Origin of the sequence: Paenibacillus hunanensis, from assembly GCF_034055775.1 — a bacterium.
Classification (GTDB): domain Bacteria; phylum Bacillota; class Bacilli; order Paenibacillales; family Paenibacillaceae; genus Saccharibacillus; species Saccharibacillus hunanensis.
In genome coordinates, this window is the sequence record NZ_CP139194.1 from 1761471 (window position 1) to 1783966 (window position 22496).

Genomic DNA, 22496 nt, shown 5'->3' on the forward strand with positions numbered 1-22496 from the left:
TGATAAAGGAACAGGGATATGCTTTTGCTGTATTGAGCGAAGAGCCTGGATAATAAAACCATTCTTTTTTGAGACGGATAAAAGCTTGAGAAAGGATGGTTTTTGTTTGAAATGATACTTCTTGCTGAAAGGAGCACACGACTTATGTCTGTTTTACAAGAAAATATCTATCCGAATTGTCCCGTCATCGAGCGTATGGTCACGATTGGTGGATGGAACAGAAACGAACTACTTGAGCAATTACATCAGAACGCGATTCACCTGAATACATATGCGGAGACGCTGCTTGCAGATAATCGATTCATAATCTCATCTACTCCATATCGCGTATCAACGGTGGAGCTAGCAGTTAGCAATCTAGGGTTTCCAGATGGAACAACAACCGAGCGGATTTTCGCTACGGCTCAGCAGCTTGGCTTAAAGTTATGTCCGCTTGAGCTGGCACCTTATCTGAGAATGCAGTATACAGATCAGCCGGAAGATGTGGAAAAAGACGCACGACAGAATCAAGCGCCTTCTGGCTCAGTCACTGTAGCATCGGAGGCGATTAGTGAAGATGATATCTTCCCGAAAGGCTTCTATTTACGGCATATGAACGGCGAGCTGTGGCTGCGTGGTTATTGCGCCGATGATCTGCATAGCTGGAATGCAGATGATCGATTCATTTTCGTAAAATGAGAGGTTGGATATAACTGGGGAGGGACATTAACGAAATGATAACGAGATCATTAGCAATAGGTGTATGTGTATATGTTCAATCTATTGATTGGATGGATAGCTACAGACACAACAATCCCCTACATGAGATCGGAATAAGCACAGCATTCCTTTCTCCTATAGGGGACGATATAACTCCAGGCAGTATATGGCTTAAATGAAACGTATTCGAATACATGCGGTGACGCGTCTGTTCTTAGTTGCCTTTGTAGGGGCTTTCGTTCATAGGAGTAACCGATCTACTCATACAGCATATCACCAGCACCGTAAAGATATGCGACTAGCACTATAAGGATACCTGCGGCGTAGTTTGCGTCATTCGAATCTCAGGTAGCTCCTGCTTTGTACGTGCAACATGACCGATACGCGAAGCTAGCTTGCGGAATGGACCGAAGCTGGCGATGCGGATAAAAGTTTGCATCGTACCTACGCCAACCTTCGTTTGCGGGTAAAAGAGATCCGGCGTACCGGGTGGTAAGCTTTGTGCTTTATCGACCATCGGGCGCATCCATTGCTCGTATTTGTCGAGACAGGTCTGGATGCTCGCTACTTCATTGGATTCGGCTTGTGATAGGAAGGCTGCCAGTACATAGCCGCCGATCAATGCCAGCGAAGAACCGCCACCGCCAATGGGTGTGACACACCATGCTGCATCGCCAGTCACGCATACTCTACCTTCGGAGTACGTGGACATTTTAATTTGTGTTAAATAATCAAAATACACATCCTTCGATGTCGCAAAGCCTTGAATAACACGCTCATCCTGCCAGCCAGCTCCAGCGAAAATGACCTGTAATTCTGCGAGTGCCTGTTCACGAGGCAGTGATGCTAGATTATGCTTGTCATCCTTGAAGGCAAGCATTGCGCGAATTGTTCCCTGATTGTCAGGACGCAGAGAAATCTGGCGACCACCTGTTGCTGTGTACCAGCGCCACCAGCGGTCATCTTCGGCTTCCCGTTCAATCGTTCCATACGCAATATTCAGACCAAGCTCATTGCGCGATACACGGTCTCCAAATACGTGATCGCGTGTACGAGAACGAATACCTTCCGCGATGACGAGCAAGTCATACGTTTCCGTTTGACCGGAATGCAGTTGAATGTCGACATGATCCCAATGATTTGTCACCTGTTCAATCGATTCTCCGTACCGAATATCCACATGGGATGGAAGTGCCTCCAGCACGATACGTGCCAGATCACCACGCAGAATCTCCAGCTCAGCGGTCATCCCATCTGAATCCTCTACTGGAAAAGCACCCACAATCTGTCCTTTTTCATTAACAAATGCCGTTCCTTCCTCGGTTGTTGTCTGCTTGCGGACCTGCTCTTCTAATCCCATCTTTTGCAAAACGTCGCGTGCAATACCACGTATATCAACATTTTGCCCACCATCTCGAAATGTGCTCGCGCGCTCGATGATCGTGACCTGCCAGCCTGCTTTGCTCAGCCAGAAGGCCGTGCTGAGCCCGGCAATACTTGCACCCGAAATGAGTGCTTTGTGAACGTTCATGCTGTTGCTCCTCTCAGCACATCATTGTGCTTTTGTAGATGAGATTAATAAAGATAAAATGAATCGTTATTATCTACGGTTAGTGCTTGTTAGCTACAGTTGTTAACTAGGGTTGATTACAATTACCCGATGCGACCAAGTCGAAGCAGTAATGCAGGAGTATACGAAGTAAAGAGGTTGAATTTGTGCATGTACTCTTCTGGTGAATAGAGTAAAATTGTATGTAGAAAAGGGAGGGATTAGCATGAGAATTCGTTTATCCTACTAGCCAGCGGATTGGATACAGAATTATGACAAAGAAATAGCCGGATCGAAGCAAATCTTTAGGGACGAGAATCGTACGCATCTTAATTCATATGTATCCACCTGATCATTCAGAAATCAAACGGAATTTGTAAAGGAAATGGTGCGTAGTACGTCGCTAGGGTATAAGAGAGAACGAGTAAAACGAATAGAAGCTCAAGCAAAGTAGGTGGAGTGTTTGCTCAAATCGATAGCATGGTTGTTAGTATTATTACTATTATGTAGCTGTAAAGAATCAACTGATTCTGAACCATTAGCCTGGAACACGCCAATGGAAAAAGTAGAACAGGCTGTACATCTAAAATTGATTGAGAAGACACAAAACGAGCTAAAATATGATGCGCCTACTGATATCGGTGAAAAAGCACAAATTTACTATTCATTTGGTAAACATCACGGCGGTCTACAAGCGATCACTACGATTATCGATTTTAAATACAATGCGGAAGTTGATCATCAGACACGATTAAAAAATCTGAATCAAGTCTATGAACAATACAAAAGCCAATACGGTGAAGGTATATATACGAAAGATCAAGAGTTTGAAGGGTACAACTGGAAATTAAAAGACAAGCTGGTCAGAGTCGTATTGTCTGAAGGAACACCAAAATCGGTAGTGGTGATCTTTTTTAGTCCTGATTATGTCAAAGCAGTTCATACCGATAAGCAAGCTGATTAGCAACCTAAATCGATCAACCATCGTCAGTATGTTGAATAGGATAAAGGTGGGTGAACGATGGAAAAGGAAAAGATTGTAATTGATTCTTTGAATGAATTGATCGATTACATATTGGAGCATGACTTGGACGAGGCAACGAAAGAGAAACTAAGGGAGATGGATAATACAATTGGTTTGCATTTCTCATTGGGAATGTACATACGCAATCATTATGAACTTTCGGATCAAATTCGAGTACCGAATTTGCTGTTAGAATTTAAAATAAGTTGGATTAAAGATGAAGTTGAAAGATCAGGAGGCAATTATAAAGATGCACTGGATAGCTATGAGTTTTGGTATCCGATTCTAACATTGGACGACGAAATCTCTGATCATATTACAAAGAAAATCTGGAAGAAGGTACGAACAGAATGAAAAAAATTCATCGTTTCCAAACGAAGCGTGTATATCCAAGCCCTGATTCCAATGATCATCCATTTGGAGACAAAAGCCAATCTTTTGTCGATGTGCTCATAGATGGGAGATCGATGCATGAGATGCTAAAAAAGCATGAGCGGATTCCATGCTTTGGCTGGGGGATTCAGCAGTTTCAGCAACAAAATATCGATTACTTTTTGCTAGATGAACTGCATCCTTACTTATATCATCGCTATCCACTGATGGTATGCTCATGGTGCGGGGATGAGGACTGTGGTTTTATTTCAGTACTGGTAGAACGCGAAGGTAATCTAGTAACCTGGCAAGATTTTAGAATCGAGCCAGATGATCGATCTCTTCCGCTGGGGCCATTTACTTTTACATGGGACGAATACGAGCGTGAACTACGCAATACGTATACGACAAATGAGCGGAGTCGTTAATGTCCGTCTCATACACTGCCAGTAACGTAGAGCTCGATTACTATTTTTATACATAGAATGATAGATCGAAACAGAAAAGGGGCTCTAATATGAATCATTTTAAACTAGGTATAGCGCTGATTATAATGATCCTGCTATGCTCCTGTCAGGTAAGTGCTCAACCTAATGTGCAGGTAAATGGCTTACACGCCAAAAATTCGGCGCTTGAGCTTACGATCGCGAGCTATTTTCAAACTTTTAATGAAATTAATCAATGGAGCACATTTGCTACAGATGACTTTGTTAAACGAGTGTATGAGTGGTGTTCCGGTGATCGCAGTGGGAATAAAAGCATCGCCGAAATGAAAAAGATATACGCACACATTAGTGAAAATACTTTGGATCTTGTTGCATGCACGATTGATGAGATCGATGAAGTGAGTGATACAGAGGTTCATATCTATGTAACAAGAAAGTGGGAAAATGGAGAAACGGATCAAACGGCGTATTCGATCATCAAGGTAAATGAAGAATGGAAGTTTGATAATCGATTTTAGCGAGTAGAAAAGGGAGGAATCAGCATGAATTTATTCCCTGTGCAACAACCTATAATGCAGGAGCAGCATGGCATGGCACCTCAAATACATACGCCATTAGGCACCATTCAACTGTCCGTCTCGTTATCTGAGCAGCCACTTCATCCTGATCGGAGCTATACGTTAGAGAACGATACGCTGTTGTATGTATACCAGCAGGATACGCTGGAATGCGAGCTACTTCTTTGTCAGCTTACGCCTGAATTACCTGAAGGGATGAGTGTAGAAGCGTGCTGGGCAGCTGTCTTTCGACTAAAGCCAAAGCTGGACGGAGTTATACCCGAGTGTACATTTGCTGCTAACTGGCAGGAGGGATATACATGGACAGACTACGGCTCAGATACAGGGCAAAATTTAGAGGCTGCTCAGTATAGTAACGAAGTATATCGACTGCATCTGGGTACACAGGATCGGGATATGTTAATGCTGCGGCGCGATCAGGGTGATGGTGTGCCGTTGTCGTTTGGTCAAGATATGCACGGTATACGTAATGCAGATAGTAAAGTGTGGAGCTCCAAGTACGGTTTGCAGGTTCCGATGACGACGATTGTTGCTGGAGAGCTATGTCAGATTCATTTTGTGGTGGCATGGAGTAGGATGGCAGAAGACGATGCATTGACATGGTTTGCTGTGGATCAGTTGACGGAAAGTATAGTAAAGGCGGCTGGTTTGTAGATTCCATCGATGTTTTGGTAGTATAGCTTGCTTGGGTTTATACATCGTGTAAGGTGAAATTTTTATTCGATTTCTGTAGATGAGGAAAGAAATCAAAATTACGATTGAAGAATAGAGATTGTCTGAAATTGCTGGATTGTGAGGGGAAAGCTTGCTGATGATTATGAAATGGAACCCGTGCTGGTATAGGCTGGATCAATCGATCATTGTAGGTGACACGGATCTATTTTATTTACAAAAGGAAGAACATTCTTTTGCCAATGGAGCGCTGTCGATAGAAGATGAAGAAGTTGAAGCTGTAATTTTACAGATTACTCATCCCATTTTAGGTCAAATTAAGGGTATATTAACACAGGAATTAGACTATTCTATCTTTCTGGATGATGGAGAAATAGTGATCGTCAATGCAGAGGAGGAGCCCGGGGAGGTCTATGATCAGCATCTGAATATAAACGATTGGTGTATGGAAGTAGACGTGCAGATTTTAAAGAAAACAGGTTTGACTTCGTATGAGCGGATCAGTCAACTAACAGACCTTGAAAAAGTAGAAAAGAAACGAATGAGAGAGGCGAAATATAGAGAGCTGCTAGGAATTTGATCTGGAGCTAGCCTCTATAGTGGGATATGGTCAATCTTTTTATGTTTAGAAGCATAGGATGACTCCAATAGATCCCAATTTCAAAACAGTATCAAAGATTTGAAAGCTATATTTAACCATATGAAGACATACAAATTAAAGGAGCACAAAATCATGATCAGAGTGAACGTAGTTTATTCCTTCATTACCGATGCAACCCAAGCTAAAGTCTTAGCTGTTCGCAACATAGACCCTGCTGGTGACCGCTGGTCTTTGCCGGGTGGAGCGGTGGAGGATCATGAGTCTCTGGAGCAAGCAGCAATTCGAGAAGCGAAAGAAGAGACCGGGCTGGATATTCAAGTTCATGGAATTGTAGCGATCCAAGAACGCGTCTTTGTGGAAAAGCAGGAGCATGTACTATTCATTACCTTTAAAGGTGAAATTGTCGGTGGTTTGGAACAATTAATTAGAGCGGATGAGATCGCAGAGATCGCCTGGTTGGATATCGCGCAGGCGGAGCAATTGATGCCTTATTATGAAGATGGGTTACGGGGATTCATAACTGGAGATGGAGTGATGTATCATAATCAAGGTCGAAAGGATTGAGAGAATAGATGAAAATAGAAAACAATTCTCAAAATAATGCGATACATGTGGCAAAGGATTCAAAGATGTTTTTAGAGTTAAGAAAAATCGTGAATCGGTTTGATCCTGTACATTTAGTGGAACATGGAGCACCAGATGATGAGCATGATCGTTTGACCACAGAAATATTAGATTTACTTTTGCAAGGATCAATGATCGAGATTCGAAATCTTTTGATTCATTGTCTTATATGGTATGGATATGATCCCCATGATTTTAAAGAAGAAGACAGAGAAAGATTGAATAGAAACGTAGAACGAACATGGAAAGAGATTATAGATTGGTACGCAACTAGCCAGAAGATAAATTAATGCTGGAGGGGAAGCATGGGAGTTAGAAAAAAATAAAAACGCAAGATGATACGTTCCAATCGCTTATTTTATTGGTATGTTGAACCGGATATAGACGATGAAGGAATAATTAAACTACATATTATCTATATGATAGCGAAAATAAAAACGCCTACCTCCACGATTACGTGATTTATCATAAGCAAGACATTCCGAAAAAATGGTTCGTCATTACCATAAGCTCATGTGGATTTATATGCTGTTGTTTAAATGAGCAGAGATAAGGGATACAGGTGATGATTTAAATTTACTACGCCAAATCTATAGTAGACTAGATCATACGCAACTCAGACAAAATCAATAGCTGCTCCTGCAAAGTAAGCTCATTAAGCAAAACAGTGCCTTTTCGCTATTTCCTTTATATTCAAGGACATATGCGAAAAGGCACTGTGTATATGCAATCTGTTCTATTCATTCACTCACTCGTCTTATTCACTTGTTATCATTCAGCTATGTTCGTTACACCTTTTCTTCCCACAGCTTCGCTTGATATTCCTTTACCTGCTGCTCGGAAGCTTCCGGGTACACATTGCGGAATGGATGGTGCTTAGCGTCGATAATTTCAACCATTTTCTCAATCATATCCTGTGGATCAAATTGCTGGGCGAGCATTTTTTCGCCTTTTAGCAGATCGGCACGTTTGGTGAAATTGGTCTTTTCGTCGTACCATTTTTCTTTTTCGGCAAACATCATATCGTTGAATCCAGTTTTGAACGGACCTGGATTGATCGTAGCAACCTGTATATTAAATTCAGCGAGCTCCTCTTTGAGTGCCTGCGCAATCGCTTCAACCGCATGCTTGGATGCGCAATACGGTCCGAGATATGGCGTTACGCTCAGACCGGCGATTGAGCTAATAAAGATGATTTTGCCTTTTTTCTTCGCAACCATTTGTTTGGCAACGAGCTGTACCAGCTCTAATGAACTGAATACATTCGTTTCAAAAATTTGACGTAGATTCTCGACTGGTAGTTCAGCGAGTGGCCCGCCCTGTCCAATCGCAGCATTGGCAACAAATACATCAATGTCATATTTATCTACCTGAGCGCGATCCAGCGGATTATTCACATCCAGCTTGAACACATCGATATTCAAACCCTGTTCTTTGGCATAGTCCTGCAATGGCGGAACCTGAGAGATCGTTTCAACGGTAGCAATAACGTGGTGTCCCTTTTGTGCAAGTCCAATGGCAGCGCCTTTTCCGAGTCCGGTTCCTGCACCTGTGATGAAAATGGTCTTTTTCCCTAGCATGTCGTTATCCTCCTGTTCGTTGATCATTCTCATTCCTGTTCGTACTGCATTTACCCGGACAGGGAGAACGTCAATCATGGGAGAAGAGGATGGTTCGACAAACTGCCGATGGATTTACTTGGAGGTGGGAGCATGAGACGCGGCTAGCTCCTCTTCCAGCAATTCAATCTCTTCACCAGCTTGCTGGCGCATATGGATATTTTTCGTTCCCCATGCGCACATAACCTCCACAATTTGGATGGCAGTGACGCCATATGGAGTCAGACTGTATTCGACGCGTGGCGGCATTTGCTCATATACTTTGCGCTCCACCAGACCATCGCGTTCCAGCTCGCGTAGTTGCTGAATGAGTACCTTTTGCGAAATGCCTGTGATACTGCGTTCTAGCTGACTGGTTCGTTTGACACCGGTCATGAGCAGACAGATAATTAGGGCTTTCCATTTGCCGCCGATAATCTCCAATGTAGCTTCAATGCCCAGATTGTATTGTTTCATAATCTCATTCCTCTTCATTTCAGTTTGCCAATATATTGTCGTAAGGATACATGCATGTGGATGTATGGAAAAGATAATTCTGACGTTATGAATGGACAATTGATTGTACGTCTGTGCAATGTACATAATTCCATTACCTTAAAACTTTATTCTGGCACAGACGATGATTAACGTCCAGTACATACCTTCAGGTAAGTATCTTACTTCATTGTGTGTATTTTCATCCTGAACGGATGGTAGCATAATGAGGATATTCCGAAAAGCAGGAAGATATATATACCCCATGACCATTACAGAGACGGCGAAGGAGAATAGAATATGAGCAAAACACTAGTTATACTGGCACATCCAAATTTGGAAGTATCGCGGGTCAATCGCTGCTGGCAGCAGGAATTGTTGCAGCATCCACAGGAAATTACTTTGCATGAATTATACAAAGAATATCCTGATTGGCAGATCGACGTAGCCCGCGAACAGCAATTGCTGGAGCAATACGACCATATCATTTTACAATTTCCACTATACTGGTATAGCTATCCGCCACTGCTGAAAAAATGGGTGGATGAAGTATTCGCTTACGGCTGGGCATATGGATCGACAGGAGATCGTTTGAAAGGTAAATATTTTAGTGTCGCTATGTCCATCGGCAATCACGAAGTTAACTATTTGCCAGGTGGCTCGGTTCAGTTTACCGTAGAGCAGGTTCTAGCTCCTTTTAAAGCAAGTCTTCATCATGTCGGTGCTATCGAGCTTCCGCACTTTGCTTTTTTCGGCGCTTCTTTTCAGGCGACAGACGAACAGGTAGAGCAGAGTGCTGTTGATTATGTCGAGTATATTCGTAATGGCTCTGCTGTGGTTGAACAGGGATAATATTCGATGTGACGTTGCATCGTTATATGATTTTCACATCGCATAACAGGCTGAAAACAACAACCTGTTTTCTGATCAGTACCTGTAAGTGATCTCGCTATAACTGTAAACGACCTCTTTTATCGTACAAAATAAGGTCTGTAATACACAAAAACACTCTTGCCTAATCGTAAGAGTGTTTTTGGTGTACTGAAACATTTTTACACATGTAAACGTCATCAACATTACATACATAAATTAGGAGGTTGTCCAATATGCGTAAATGGATCACAGCTGTATTGATTCTCACCAGTCTATGTCTAATCTATAGCCCAATGCCTTCTTCAGCCAAGGCGAACAGTATGGTTCGAATAAACGAAGTAAGCATTGAACTCGGTGGCGACCGTTACAGCGTCACCCTGACCAAGCCTGTCTATATCAATAACGGAAGAGTGCTGCTGCCTGTTCGTGAAATCGGTCAAAACGCCAGTCTCCGTACATTTTGGAATGCTACCAACAAAAAGGTCTCTCTATACGGAGCCGAGCATACCATCCAACTGACCATCGGCAGCAAAACAGCGATGGTAGACGGCAAGAAAACCAGTCTTGACGTACCCGCTCAGATTATCAATGGAGTAACCTATCTTCCTTTGAAATTCATTGCCAGCGGGTTAAAGCAGACCGTATCATGGGATGCAGCCAACCGGAGCATTTATCTGCCTTCCTCGTATGTGATGGGCATGGATCAGAATCTCACCTACTGGATCAACCGCGACACCAAAAATATATACCAAGCCATCGGACAGCAAAAAGGAAAAATGATCGGCAAAGTAAAAATCGATCTGTACTATTCGACGGATGTTGAAGTGAAGAAATTGTCCGATTCATCCGCTTATATCAAAGCCATCGAAGCAGTAGGTGTCAACAATCGGATTCGTACTACAGACCGTCTCATTGCAGCCAATCATAAGATTATCAAAGAAGGATTTCTGCCTATCGTCGGCGATTTCATAGATACCAGTATTGATACCAGCAATGGCGAATATGTATTCACAAACGGCAAACAAACCGATTTCGTAACACCGACGGGCAAACAAACATCATCCTACAATCTGGCTCAGAAGCTGAATCCAGACTACAGCTATTTGGTCGAGCATGCTGAAGCCCCATTCCTGATCGTCCGTGAGTACGAAACCCAGCATCTGATTGTGTACAATCGGGAAACTGGCAAAGCTGTCTACTTACACGAAGTATTGAATCTGCCAGCAAAAGAAAAACAATTCCTAATCCAAGCTGCCGCTGACCGTTCTGAATACACTTCGGAGAGCTCCATCATTACGTTTGTTAAAAACAATAATGGCACGCTATCGTTCCGTTACAAATTTGCCTACGATCATTCGGTTCATGTGTATACGTATAAGTTGGATTGAAATATATAGACAATAGAAGGGGATTCGAATAATTATTGAAAATCTGATTCCTCCCATTTTTCTACGCTCACCAATCTGGCTATACAGCTACGAATATATTTACAAAAAAATGTTAAATTATTTTTGGGAAATATGAGCATAAAATGAACAACAGAACATAATGGAGTGTATATTCTAATCAGCGTATATACTCCATTAATTCATCAATCAAGATATTTCACGCTAAAAAATAAGCGACAATATGTCAAAATCATGAGCTAATTAGAAAAGGAGTGATATCATGTCAGTGCCTTCAAAAGCAAAAATATTTGAATATTGGATGAAGTGGTTGAGCGAAAAAGGTATGGACTGGGGAGAACCGTGTTGCTGGGCTTGCGGGAAGTTTTGGTGGGATAAATATGATATAAAAAAGCCACATGCTACTCGTCAAGAGTTGATGGCACTTTGGGAACATGTTCCTTTGCAGCGTTGTCATATTATTGCTAAACAATTTGGAGGGTCAGATGACGTTTCTAATTTGTTTTTGATGTGTATAGATTGTCACGATAAAGCACCAAATACTCGATCGACGGAAGCGTTTTTTATTTGGGTTGAAAAGCAAAATTGGTTTGAAAATTTCTCGGCAGAAGTCATGAAAGAATTAAATACGTACGGTTTACAGGATCGAATTTCTGAAATTACAGAATTACTACACAGTGGAGAAATAAAAAGTGGAATGAGTAAAGAACTAGGGATACACATGAATCAAAAGGGAAGAGGCGCACAAATTACGATGTCAACTTATATGGCGGCAATTTATAACCACTTGCAAGAAAAGGATACATTAAAATAGACAGCACCGATATACGTAAATGAATATCGATACCTTTTGCCAAGGATGGATTACGCAAATTAATTATGAGCGAGGGTATCCCTTATTGGGATCACGACAGAGATTGAGCTGCAAAGCTAATAGCTGCGATGTGAGATAGAATGATACCGCGTTTGGCTGAAAGAAATAAACAGCACTACTACCCACATACGGGATAGTAGTGCTGTTTATTTTATATCCATTTATTCCTAAAAATGTTACATTAAACGTGTTCGTAATTCATTTATTCATGTATAAAAGCAAACCTAAGACGGGAATACATGAGGGGAGAGGTGTAAGACGAACATACAAGCAACATAAGCATTAACAATTCTAACAAATGAAAGTGAGGAACAATAATGAAATCATTCAAACCGCTGATGAAGCTCTCCTCTATGCTAGCTCTGACTGTAGGTGTATCGTTAGCGCTATCCGCTTCGACTGCATCGACTGCTTTTGCGGACAGTGTTGCAAGCGGTATACAGCCGAATACAAGCAGTATACAGGGCGCGCCGATCACGATCCCTGAACCACCACAGCCGGGCGATCCTGTTCCGAATCTACCTTATTATGTTCTTGCTAGCTTTAATGCTGAATCTACACCTCGTTCGACGATCAGCTTTGGTGCAGAAGGCATTACAGATGTCCAATTCACAGCATTCCCATTTCCGGGGCAAAATAAACAAATCGTCGCGTTCAGTCTGGAAGCCGAAACAGAGCATGGCTGGGAATCGGTATATGTAGCTACGTTCCAACCAAGCTCCAAAGTGCAAAAGCAAGCGATGAAATTACCTCGAAACGATTACAAGAAGTTCCGTATTTTCATTTCAAGTAATAATCCGAACTATGCTGTGTTGGGCTATAAACAGTGGAGTAGCTGACTAAGAGATGGCAGGGTATGTACACTCATTTGATACGATATGCGGATGAAGAGACAAACCGAATAACGACAAAACGAACAATCGGAAAATAGATGATGAGACAATGAATAATGGAGGGATTGGTCAAGATATACGATCAATCCCTTTTTGCTATGTGATGATTCGCTTGTACTTTTGGGATAGTGTACTTCCTATCTGGATTCCAGTACATAGATATAAAAAGGATAAATAGTCCGTCTTACTATATACAGACTGTTCAAACGCTTTTACTAAAGGAGATCATCATGTCAAAACAACGCAAGCTTCTTTTCACCGCAGCTACTATCTATACGCTTTTGATTTTGTATTTTATGTTTTTTGCTTTTGGGCGGGGCGATTCTGCATCCGATCAGTATACGTTTATTTTTTTACCTGATAACTTTTTGAAATTGCCGAATCCCTGGGAACTGTTACATCCGACGGTAATGGATGTGGTCAGTCTGGGGAATATGGCGGCATTCATCCCTTTTGGCATATTGATTCCATTGTTATATCGGACGACATTTGTGCGATTCATTGTAGGGTTTCTGGTATCCATTCTCTTGCTGGAAACGATACAAGCTTTGACTCTACGCGGAAGCTTTGATATAGACGATGTGTTAAAAAATGCAACTGGAGCAGTAATTGGTTTCGCAGCTTACCGCATAGGAAGTCGTGCCAAAAACATTTGGCGAAGTGTAGTGTCTATAGGTATTTCGATTGTTATTCTATTGATCATGACATGGGGAGTTGGCGCTGGCATTGATAAAGCCCTCGCTACATCTCCAGGACCATTTGTGGCTTTGAACGATTGGAAAACCAGCAGTGGAGTCACATCGAAAAAGGCAGAATTGCTGCCTTTTCAAGTAGATGGTCAACAAGTAACGCCTCAATTCAACCTATACGATACGAATAATAAAAAATCAGAGACATATAGCTACAAATTAGATGGCAAAATTGCTTATTTTTATATGCAATATGGCATTCCCGAGCAAGGCGACTTTCAAGGCAACATTAGCTTATACGTAGATGGGCGAAGAGTTTTAACCAACTCTCAAAAATATCAAGGGCATGGACCGGAGGCATTTGAGTGGCATTTTGAAGAAGGCACAGACAACGAGATCAAGATTAAGATAGAAGGAAACGAGAAAGCATGGGATGTTGGGTATCGGGAAATGAAGCATCTTTGGGAATGAGGTTAAATGAAATGGAAAAGAAGCGGCTCTAAGCGTTGGTTTTGGCTTGGAGTCGCTTCTTTTTTGTTGATGTAAGAGAGTATGGTTTGATTTATCATTTTTCAAGATCAAAGGGATGGAAGCAAATAGGGATACTATATTAAGTAAATGAGATGATAGCGAGAATAGGTGATGCGTAGAGAAAAGAAGAAGCCCGTATCAAATATGAGCTTCTCTATTGCTAATCACTTTATTTTTCCTCACCAGTCGCAATCGGATTCTCCTCATAACTAATCCAATCACTCCAGCTCCCCGGATACAGCTTCACATTCTCATACCCGATCTGCTTCAGCGCCACCACATTCGGACAAGCTGAAACCCCAGACCCACAATACACAATAATCTCCGCATCAGGATCTAATCCAGCAAAATGCTCTTCCAGCTGCTCTGCCGACTTCAACGTTCCTGCTTCCGTCAACACATCCTGCCAGAAGAAATTCACCGCGCCCGGGATATGTCCCGCCTTCGAATCCATCGTTTCTTCCAATCCCAGATACCGACTATGTGCACGCGAGTCGATCAGCACCGTCTTAGGAGCATCTGCATTCGCTCCATCCACATTGTCCGTAGCAGAAGCACGCTTATCCGACAAACGCCCCGATACCTGCCGTACATAATCAACATCCACCACCATTTGCGGCTGTGGACGCGCTTCGAAGGTCTTCGGTACAACAACAGGCTGTTCATCGGTAACAGGGAAGCCTGCTTGCTGCCAGGCGCTGAAATCCTGCTCCAGTATGTACACCTGTGTATGTCCCATGTACGTCAGCATCCACCACATTCTGGCTGCATACATGCCTTTGTTATCATCGTAAATAACGATCCGATCGTCCTGGCTGATGCCAGCGCGACCGAAGGTTTTGGCGATGTGTTCGGGATCTGGTAGTGGGTGACGTCCACCGTGCGTGCTGCCTGGTGCAGATAGATCTTCTTTCAGATCCATATAGATCGCACGAGGGATGTGAGACTCGTTATATTGTTGGCGACCTTTCTCTGGAGCGTCCAGCCAGAAGCGGCAGTCTGCGACGATGAGATCAGGCTCGTACAGACGAGCGAGCAGCCATTTAATTGATACCGTGTTTTGCATAGGTGAAGCTCCTTCCAATATGTAGGATACAATCGTAAAATATCTCAAACGAATACATACAGCTATAACCCAAGCTTTAGCCAAAAACTACAGCCAGGAGAATACAGGCTCTATCCGCTAGAACCGTATATGTCCTTTATCTTACACCCGAATCCTGTTAATAATCCAGAACGGAAGTGTAAAAGGCGGCTATGTCACTCTGAAAATCGTTCTCTGTTCCGTTGTGATTCACAATGTCCTCCATTACAATAGGTGCAAAGTAGTTATATGGACATAGCTTGCGGAGTAAGAAGCATGCCTGACGCAGGCTACAGGTACGATGAAGCACTGCATGATAAGCTGAATAAGAAATAGAAGCCAAACTAATATTTTCTTCACGCCAGCGAGAACGTTGTGTACCTCTTGTGCAGACAAGTATTAGGTTTATGGAGTAGACGATTCTATTAACGATCTTCACCAGGCTCAGACTTCACCATGTTCAGAGCTAACGTCGTTTGATCTCGATCCACCCGTATCCAAAGCCTACATGATAGCTTATTGTACAGCGATGTTCCAATATAAGGAGGCAACTGCGATGAATACACAACATTTCGAAAAGCTAAAATTAGCCGCTATCCAACATAAATTGCCTGCCGATAGTCTTATTGCAGATTGGCTGGAGCGTCAACCGGAGGAATATGGGGATGAATGGGTGCTGTATTGCGCTGGTAATCTGGAGCTGGATGTATTGAATCTGGACAATCCTTTGCAGGATCACTGGTCGACCGAGGACGAAGAGGGGGAAGCTAGAGAGATCGACACCATTTTGCTCGTTGTGGTGGAAGGTGATTTGAAGGTGAATCGCCTGATTGCCAATGAGGAGACGGACGGAGCGACCGGGCTGATTGTGCTTGGCGATGTGTCGTGTCCGTATCTGTTACTTGGTGGGCAAGAGGTGTATGTAACAGGGAATCTGCATGCTGAGCAGCTGCTATGGGGCGATTACAATCATGGTTTGCTGATCATACGCGGAGAGCTAATGGGCGGTTTGCTCCTACAGACCGATCAATATGAAGTACAGGTGCGCGGTGAACAGCGTATGCAGCTACACTGGGTAGGAATGGATTCTCCTGATGCGTGGGCGGGTGTGAATCGCTTTGATGCGTTTGATCCGGAATGTATTATTGACGACGATGAGCCATTTTTATGGCGCAAGCAGATGATGCGCATGATCTTAAATGGGAAGCCTGTGCTGCGTCAGCCTTATTTGCATCCGCTGGCTATCCCTCAGGTTCCATTCCTATTTGAAAATACAGAGATTAATCCAGTCAATATTCGCCGCACGACACATGCTTCCTTGCTCTGCATGCGTCATCCCGAAGATACAGCGCCATGCTATGAATTTTGGATGGATCGGATATTTATTCGAGCGGTCGCCTATGGGCAGGAGAAGGAGGAGGGCTGTTTTCAGGGCGTGTACATTCAAGACGATGATCGTCATGCACTGCTGATCCGCAGTGAGCCGGTGGAGCAGAGTCGTGATATTTTACCGGGCGTTTTATCTGGTGATTCTACATATCTGTGGCAGGTTTCGATCAAGTTCCGCTATCTCGAAGGTAACGATACGGAGTGGCATACGCTTAATCGACATGCTCCGCAAAACTTTGTGCAGCTATGTCAGAAGGGCTGGAATGGGCTGTTGCATGCCACCTCCAATTATGAGTATGCGCGTACACTGATTGAGCCTAAGGAAATTCGTGAGCTGCTGGCATTGCCGCTCGTGCAGCCATATGATGACTTTTACGATGATGAGCATCAGGGGCTGTGGCTGAACGATCTGTTTATCGCATTTAGACAGCACGGTGCCTTGTTCCACGGTGAGCCGCAGATGCCGCTTATTCGAGTTGGTCGTGAATATGAGGATGAGCATGGTAATCGATTGCACGAAAATTATTTCTATTCGATCTCTGTCCATGCTGATGGAAGCGAAAGTGTACTGATCGGCTACAAGTCAGACGAGGACAATGATTCGCGTACCCATGTTAGCTATACCGGCGATGTGCAGCTGCATTATGCTGTGCCGTTATTTCAAAAGGCAGTGAAACTGCTGTACAAATACAATTCTTATTTGCTGACAGGAGAAGCACCAGCGGGTGCGGAGGAATTCGCCCTACAATACTGGTGTGAACAGGGGTTAATTGATAATATTTCTTCAAGTAGCTACTGATTGACGACCATATATATCTATTAAATATAATGACTCCTAGCCAATCGACAGGACAAGGCAGACAGAGAGGATACAGGCAGCATGGCACAGGTGATGGATGGGATGAATCAACAATGGGCAGCGTGGGGCATGGGTGCGCTGCTCGTTTTACTTTTACTATGGCTGGGTATTCGAGCATTCAAGCGCTACCGCATGCGATTACGGCGTGCACGGCTCGATCCACGCAAAATGACCATTTCCGATATCGACGATATGGAAGGTGCTGAATTTGAACGTTATTTGCACCGACTATTTAGCGAGCTTGGTTATGACGATGCAGAGAAGACGAAGGACAGCAGTGACTTTGGCGCAGACCTTATTTTTACGGATCGACTCGGTGTACGCAATGTACTACAAGCGAAGCGATATGGTGCTACTCAGGCAATCGGACTGGATGCTGTACAGGAGGTTTACGGCTCTATGCGCTACTATGACGCAGAGCGCTGTATCGTACTCACGTCAGCAGCACGCTTTACCAATTCATGCATCACCCTTGCAGGTGTCAATGAAGTGAAGCTACTGGGGCGAGATGATCTGCTATTCATTATTCGCTGCTTCAAAGCAGGCAAATATGAGGAAGCGATGGATCTGATCGAAAGCGAAGCAGAGCTAGTCACTTCGCCGTGGCAACAGGATGATAAGCGGCAGTAGCGATCATAAGATGTGATCGATTCATCGTAGCGAATTGGGTAGCGAATTAGTTTGAAAAAGGACAACGCCGGCTGATAGGCGTTGTCCTTTGTTTAAGGAGCTATTCCACAGATCGGATGCTCAAAAATTCATCAATGCGCTGGATCGCCTCCGCCGGACCACCGGATTGTTGGAAGCTGGCATTGATTTTTTGGACATTTTCTTTATACATCGGATTCGACAATACCTCATCTACTGCGATTCGGAGTGATTGTACATTAATCTGATCTCTGGTGATGCGATACCCTGCTTCCAGCTCGACCAATCGCTGTGCGACCATGGGCTGATCCTTATCCTGAGGTAGAACGACTAGCGGCACATTAAAATGAATCGCTTCGTTAACGCTGTTCATGCCGCCATGGGTGATCGTAACAGCCGCATGCTGTAATACGTTTAACTGTGGCACATAGGGTGCAATTATGAAGTGATCTGGCGCTGGCTTGAGCTTGGACAGATCAGCCTTTTCACCAGCCGCAATGACTACAATTCCTTCAAAATCAGCAAATGCTTCGATACATGTATTGAAAAAATCCTCTACCTCATGTAGCACTGTACCCATGGAGATATATAGCACCTGCTGATCTTCTAAGCGCTCCAGTGGGAAATCAGAATGACCTGCGCGCGCTGGAAAGCTTGGGCCGATAAAGATGCTCGTATCGTCGAACATCTCGCTGCGCGGCTGAAAATATTTACTTGTATAAGCAACGGTCATCGGTGCGATATTATTCATAAATTGTAGCTGCTCTTTAGGTGACACGCTATACTTTTGCTGCATCAATGCGAGTGAATCCTTCATCTGCTGATCCGGCTCAAAAAATGATGCACCCTTATCTTGAAGAATCTTTTCAGCCATCGCATTATTCGGTATGAGGAAGGAGGCAGAGGAGCAGACCCCGGGTACATTCAGATATTCACTTACCAGCTCACCAGCTCCAAATTTATCAAAAATGATAACGTCGAATTGGATCGTTTGCTTCAATTGCTCCACAATCTCCAGAATAGCGAGCGAGCTCTGCATATGTAGCTTTAAAAATTCCTGGACGCCTTCCATAGCTTCAACATTGATCTTAGCCATACGAATCCAATCGGTATGCAAGTGGACAGTTGCTCCAACTGCCTCTACGCGTTCCCTGTAATGCTCGGTCGTAATATAGTGAACCTGATCGCCACGCTCGGTATACGCCTGAACTAAGCCGAGGGTGGGATTGACATGACCTTCTGCTGGAAAACTGACGAATAAAATAGTAAGCATACTGTACCACTCCCATTTTTTATAGTTGAAGCCACCTAGCTGTGATGATACGAGCTATATTAAATACGAAATGAAATGCACCTTCATTTATACACTTAAATTGGAATAAAAATCAACTTGATACATAAATAGGTTGTTCGAAGTCTCCTTTTGGCAATTCCGATTGACAAAGTTGCAAATGAACTTCATAATGCTTTATTGATAATGATTATCATTGTCTAACTAAATTTACATAACAGGGGAGCGTACATATGAAGAGAGCATGGGGTTATTTTATGCTGCCACTAGCGTTTATGCTAGTACTGGCAGGTTGCGGTACAGCGAGTAATTCAGCACAAAATGGTTCATCTGCAACGACAACAACCGAAAATACAGCATCTCCAATTACATTAAAGGATAGTCATGGTGAGGTGAAGCTGAACCAGCCTGCTAAGCGTGTTATTGTACTGGAGTGGACATTTACTGAGGATCTGATCGCGCTGGGTGTACAGCCGATTGGTAATGCGGACAATGAAGGCTACAAGCAATGGGTAACCTCTGAAGCGGCATTGGATGGAAGCGTAACGGATGTAGGTACACGCTCCGAGCCGAATCTGGAAGCGATCGCTGCGCTCAAGCCAGATTTGATCATTAAAACATCGGATAATATCCCGGAAGTGTATGATCAACTTAAAGCAATCGCGCCAACGCTGGAATTCGATATGTATAAAGGCAATGGCTATGACTACGACCGTATGGTAGAGGTATTCAATGAGGTTGCCAAAGCAGTTGGTAAGGAGGATCAGGCGAAGCAGGTGCTGACTGATCTGGATACACACTATGATCAAGCGAAGGAAAAATTGAAAGCAGCAGGCAAGGAAGGTATGCACTATGCGCTAACGCAAGCCTTCACTTCACAAAATGCGGCAAGTCTGCGCATGTTTACTGACAATTCGGTTGTAGTCGGTACACTGGACAAGATCGGTATGGTCAATGATTGGAAGTCAGATCAAACGGATAAGTATGGCTTTACGACTGTGGGTATTGAATCCCTGTCCAAGGTTAAGGATAGCAGTCTGCTGTATATTGTACAGCCCGATGACGATGTATTCGGCGCACCGATGAAAAATAATTCGGTATGGAATCAGCTGAATTTTGTTAAGGAAAAACGTACGTATCCACTGGATGGCTCTACATGGACGTTTGGTGGCCCGATTTCTTCTAAAGTCCTTGTGGATCAGGTCGTTGGAGCAGTTACCAAATGAGTTCTGTTTTACGAGTTCAATCACAGCAACACTGGCGTGTATTAAGCATTTATGGGGGCGGCATTGCCGCTCTCATCGTGCTTTTTTTTGTAAGCTTATGTTATGGGGAAGCGGAGATTCCACTGCGTACTGTCGTTGCAGCGCTAACCGGGCGTGAGCAGACATTAGAGCACAGTATGGTGTGGGACTTGCGTATGCCACGTACGATGATCGGCATCCTATCCGGTGGAGCGCTTGCTGTAGCAGGTGCGTTATTGCAAACGATCACACGTAATCCGCTGGCGGCATCGGATACGCTAGGTATTAACGCAGGAGCGTATTTTGTCGTTGTGCTTGGGACGGTTCTGTTTCCTTCGCTGCTGCATCAATCGCCTTTTCTATTTGCAGCATTGGGCGGCTTGCTGGCGGCAGGGATTGCCTATGTAATGGGTGGTGGACGGACATCGAGTCCGATTCGACTAGCGTTGTCCGGGATGATCGTATCGATGCTGCTCGGTTCATTTACGAGTGCATTACATATCTTTTTTGCTTTTGAAACGCAGGGGTTATTCCTGTGGGGTTCAGGCTCACTGGTACAGAATGATTGGAGCGGTGTGCATTATGCGTGGCCATGGATCACGGGTATTGTATTGATTGCACTGCTATTTTCGCGGCAATGGGATGTGCTGGATCTGGATGAATCGACAGCCTCCTCATTGGGGCAAAAGGTCGCGCTCACACGCGCTGGCGGTCTGCTGGTTGCGGTACTGCTGGCGGCAATGATCGTCAGCGTTGTGGGGCCGATCGGATTTGTCGGTCTGGTTGTGCCGCATCTTGTGCGCTTGAGCGGTCTTCGTGCTCATCGCTGGTTGCTGCCAGCTACCTTTTTATGGGGAGCGGCTCTGCTAACCGGAGCCGATGTGCTTGCCAAAATGGTGCGCAATTCCAGCATGGAGCTGCAAACTGGAGCGGTGATGGCGATCATTGGTGCACCATGGCTGATCTGGCTTGTCATGACACGTATGAAGGCAAGCGGAGCAGCTGCTACATCATCAATTCATACGGGCCGAACACTTCGTCGTGTGCCTTTTCCCGTGCTAGCAGCCGTATTTATCGTTCTCACATTGCTTGTGGTGATCGGTAGTACGATGTTTGGTGGGATGCGTATTCCGCCAGCGGAGCTGTTGTCTTCACTGTTTGGCTCGGATGGGTTGTATTCTGCGCTGATCCAGCTACGCATTCCACGTACACTCGTAGCTGCTGGAGCAGGAGCGGCACTGGCGATTAGCGGAACGTTAATTCAATTAGCAGTGCGTAATCCGCTCGCCGATGCTTCGATCGTGGGAGTTACATCAGGTGCTGGCTTTGGAGCGATGCTTATTATTATCATGCTGCCGGGGTTGCCCGTCTACTGGATGCCGCTTGCTGCGATGATTGGAGCCGCGGTAGCTGCGGTATTAATCTTTGCGCTCTCATGGAAAAAGGGGCTGAATCCATCCTCTGTTATATTGATGGGGATTGCGATCTCAGCGATTGCTGGTGCAGGAATTCAGATTCTGATCGTACGTGGCGCATTATGGAACAATATGGGCTATATCTGGCTAACAGGTAGTACGTATGCACGTACATGGGAGCAGGTATGGACGATCGGTATCTTCTTATTCATCTTGCTGCCAATTGCCTGGTGGCTGGCAAGACGCTTTGAATTGCTTGTATTTGATGATCAGAGTGCAGGCGGATTTGGATTGTCTGTGCGCCGTACACGTCTATTATCGATGACGATAGGTGTTTTGCTAGCGGCAGGTGCTGTTGCGTGTGTAGGAACGGTCGGCTTTATTGGCTTGATTGCACCGCATATGGTGCGCCTGCTGACCGGGCATCATTTGCGTCAGTCGATGCTTCTGTCTGCATTAACCGGTGCGCTGATGCTTGTGCTGGCAGATACGATTGGACGTACGGTCATGGCACCTGCTGAAGTGCCTTCCGGTCTACTGATCGCGCTGATCGGTACACCATACTTCCTGTATTTGATGTACCGCTCTAACTGGCATCGACCGCTCAAATGATCGTTCGTTGATGACTGCACCCTCTATGCT

Annotated in this window: 23 protein-coding genes; 18 read left to right on the top strand and 5 right to left on the bottom strand. The window is 44.3% G+C overall.

The features are described from left to right. Positions 1 to 144 precede the first annotated feature (144 nt). Positions 145 to 678, top strand: a complete 534-nt coding sequence (locus tag SK066_RS07155; protein ID WP_320544171.1) for a helicase — start codon at positions 145 to 147, stop codon at positions 676 to 678. Between the two features lie 325 nt (positions 679 to 1003). Here the strand turns inward: SK066_RS07155 and SK066_RS07160 are convergent, their stop codons facing one another. Continuing rightward, a complete protein-coding gene (locus SK066_RS07160; protein WP_320544172.1) occupies positions 1004 to 2230 on the bottom strand; it encodes an FAD-dependent monooxygenase in 1227 nt (408 codons plus the stop codon). A gap of 574 nt (positions 2231 to 2804) precedes the next feature. On the opposite strand from SK066_RS07160, the gene SK066_RS07165 reads away from it, so the two are divergent. From SK066_RS07165 to SK066_RS07200, 8 genes are all read left to right on the top strand, one after another. Next, on the top strand, positions 2805 to 3212 hold the full coding sequence (locus tag SK066_RS07165; protein WP_320544173.1) for a hypothetical protein: 408 nt from the start codon (positions 2805 to 2807) through the stop codon (positions 3210 to 3212). 57 nt (positions 3213 to 3269) lie between these two features. After that, the gene (locus tag SK066_RS07170) at positions 3270 to 3626 is read left to right on the top strand and encodes a DUF6794 domain-containing protein (protein ID WP_320544174.1); all 357 of its coding nucleotides are present in this window, start codon (positions 3270 to 3272) and stop codon (positions 3624 to 3626) included. Then, the gene (locus tag SK066_RS07175; RefSeq protein WP_320544175.1) at positions 3623 to 4072 is read left to right on the top strand and encodes an oxidoreductase; all 450 of its coding nucleotides are present in this window, start codon (positions 3623 to 3625) and stop codon (positions 4070 to 4072) included. Before SK066_RS07170 ends, SK066_RS07175 begins: the two co-directional genes overlap by 4 nt. An 89-nt stretch (positions 4073 to 4161) precedes the next feature. After that, positions 4162 to 4608 carry a hypothetical protein gene (locus SK066_RS07180; protein ID WP_320544176.1) on the top strand — a complete coding sequence of 149 codons (447 nt, stop codon included), beginning with the start codon at positions 4162 to 4164 and terminating at the stop codon, positions 4606 to 4608. A 24-nt stretch (positions 4609 to 4632) separates the two neighbouring features. Next, complete coding sequence (locus SK066_RS07185; RefSeq protein WP_320544177.1) at positions 4633 to 5322, top strand: hypothetical protein; 690 nt, start codon at positions 4633 to 4635, stop codon at positions 5320 to 5322. A 157-nt stretch (positions 5323 to 5479) separates the two neighbouring features. Then, on the top strand, positions 5480 to 5920 hold the full coding sequence (locus SK066_RS07190) for a hypothetical protein (RefSeq protein ID WP_320544178.1): 441 nt from the start codon (positions 5480 to 5482) through the stop codon (positions 5918 to 5920). A gap of 153 nt (positions 5921 to 6073) precedes the next feature. Next, complete coding sequence (locus SK066_RS07195) at positions 6074 to 6505, top strand: NUDIX hydrolase (protein ID WP_320544179.1); 432 nt, start codon at positions 6074 to 6076, stop codon at positions 6503 to 6505. 8 nt (positions 6506 to 6513) lie between these two features. Then, positions 6514 to 6855 carry a hypothetical protein gene (locus SK066_RS07200; protein WP_320544180.1) on the top strand — a complete coding sequence of 114 codons (342 nt, stop codon included), beginning with the start codon at positions 6514 to 6516 and terminating at the stop codon, positions 6853 to 6855. A 498-nt stretch (positions 6856 to 7353) separates the two neighbouring features. Here SK066_RS07200 and SK066_RS07205 read toward each other — a convergent pair whose 3' ends face one another. Further along, positions 7354 to 8145 carry an SDR family oxidoreductase gene (locus SK066_RS07205; RefSeq protein WP_320544181.1) on the bottom strand — a complete coding sequence of 264 codons (792 nt, stop codon included), beginning with the start codon at positions 8143 to 8145 and terminating at the stop codon, positions 7354 to 7356. Between the two features lie 114 nt (positions 8146 to 8259). Further along, positions 8260 to 8640 (bottom strand): winged helix-turn-helix transcriptional regulator, encoded by a 381-nt coding sequence (locus SK066_RS07210; RefSeq protein WP_320544182.1) that lies wholly within the window; start codon positions 8638 to 8640, stop codon positions 8260 to 8262. 318 nt (positions 8641 to 8958) lie between these two features. On the opposite strand from SK066_RS07210, the gene SK066_RS07215 reads away from it, so the two are divergent. The 5 genes from SK066_RS07215 to SK066_RS07235 all read left to right on the top strand — a co-directional run bounded on the left by SK066_RS07215 (position 8959) and on the right by SK066_RS07235 (position 13864). Next, positions 8959 to 9510: an NAD(P)H-dependent oxidoreductase gene (locus SK066_RS07215; protein WP_320544183.1), complete on the top strand. Its 552-nt coding sequence runs from the start codon at positions 8959 to 8961 to the stop codon at positions 9508 to 9510. 254 nt (positions 9511 to 9764) lie between these two features. Continuing rightward, positions 9765 to 10919: a copper amine oxidase N-terminal domain-containing protein gene (locus tag SK066_RS07220; protein WP_320544184.1), complete on the top strand. Its 1155-nt coding sequence runs from the start codon at positions 9765 to 9767 to the stop codon at positions 10917 to 10919. 280 nt (positions 10920 to 11199) lie between these two features. Continuing rightward, entirely contained in the window at positions 11200 to 11751 is a 552-nt protein-coding gene (locus SK066_RS07225; RefSeq protein ID WP_320544185.1) for an HNH endonuclease, read from the top strand. A 377-nt stretch (positions 11752 to 12128) separates the two neighbouring features. Further along, positions 12129 to 12650, top strand: coding sequence for a hypothetical protein (locus tag SK066_RS07230; protein WP_320544186.1), 522 nt, complete (start codon positions 12129 to 12131; stop codon positions 12648 to 12650). Positions 12651 to 12934: 284 nt separating this feature from the next. Further along, positions 12935 to 13864 carry a VanZ family protein gene (locus SK066_RS07235; protein ID WP_320544187.1) on the top strand — a complete coding sequence of 310 codons (930 nt, stop codon included), beginning with the start codon at positions 12935 to 12937 and terminating at the stop codon, positions 13862 to 13864. 229 nt (positions 13865 to 14093) lie between these two features. Here the strand turns inward: SK066_RS07235 and SK066_RS07240 are convergent, their stop codons facing one another. Continuing rightward, complete coding sequence (locus tag SK066_RS07240) at positions 14094 to 14990, bottom strand: sulfurtransferase (protein ID WP_320544188.1); 897 nt, start codon at positions 14988 to 14990, stop codon at positions 14094 to 14096. Positions 14991 to 15564: 574 nt separating this feature from the next. On the opposite strand from SK066_RS07240, the gene SK066_RS07245 reads away from it, so the two are divergent. Both SK066_RS07245 and SK066_RS07250 read left to right on the top strand, forming a co-directional pair. After that, positions 15565 to 17196: a hypothetical protein gene (locus tag SK066_RS07245; RefSeq protein WP_320544189.1), complete on the top strand. Its 1632-nt coding sequence runs from the start codon at positions 15565 to 15567 to the stop codon at positions 17194 to 17196. Between the two features lie 81 nt (positions 17197 to 17277). Next, positions 17278 to 17886, top strand: a complete 609-nt coding sequence (locus SK066_RS07250; RefSeq protein WP_320544190.1) for a restriction endonuclease — start codon at positions 17278 to 17280, stop codon at positions 17884 to 17886. A 100-nt stretch (positions 17887 to 17986) separates the two neighbouring features. Here the strand turns inward: SK066_RS07250 and SK066_RS07255 are convergent, their stop codons facing one another. Next, positions 17987 to 19177 (bottom strand): macrolide family glycosyltransferase, encoded by a 1191-nt coding sequence (locus SK066_RS07255; RefSeq protein WP_320544191.1) that lies wholly within the window; start codon positions 19175 to 19177, stop codon positions 17987 to 17989. Positions 19178 to 19428: 251 nt separating this feature from the next. On the opposite strand from SK066_RS07255, the gene SK066_RS07260 reads away from it, so the two are divergent. Together SK066_RS07260 and SK066_RS07265 are read left to right on the top strand one after the other, a co-directional pair. Continuing rightward, the gene (locus SK066_RS07260; RefSeq protein ID WP_320544192.1) at positions 19429 to 20421 is read left to right on the top strand and encodes an ABC transporter substrate-binding protein; all 993 of its coding nucleotides are present in this window, start codon (positions 19429 to 19431) and stop codon (positions 20419 to 20421) included. Further along, positions 20418 to 22466: an iron ABC transporter permease gene (locus SK066_RS07265; RefSeq protein ID WP_320544193.1), complete on the top strand. Its 2049-nt coding sequence runs from the start codon at positions 20418 to 20420 to the stop codon at positions 22464 to 22466. The genes SK066_RS07260 and SK066_RS07265 overlap by 4 nt, the downstream gene beginning before the upstream one ends. The last annotated feature ends 30 nt before the right edge of the window (positions 22467 to 22496 follow it).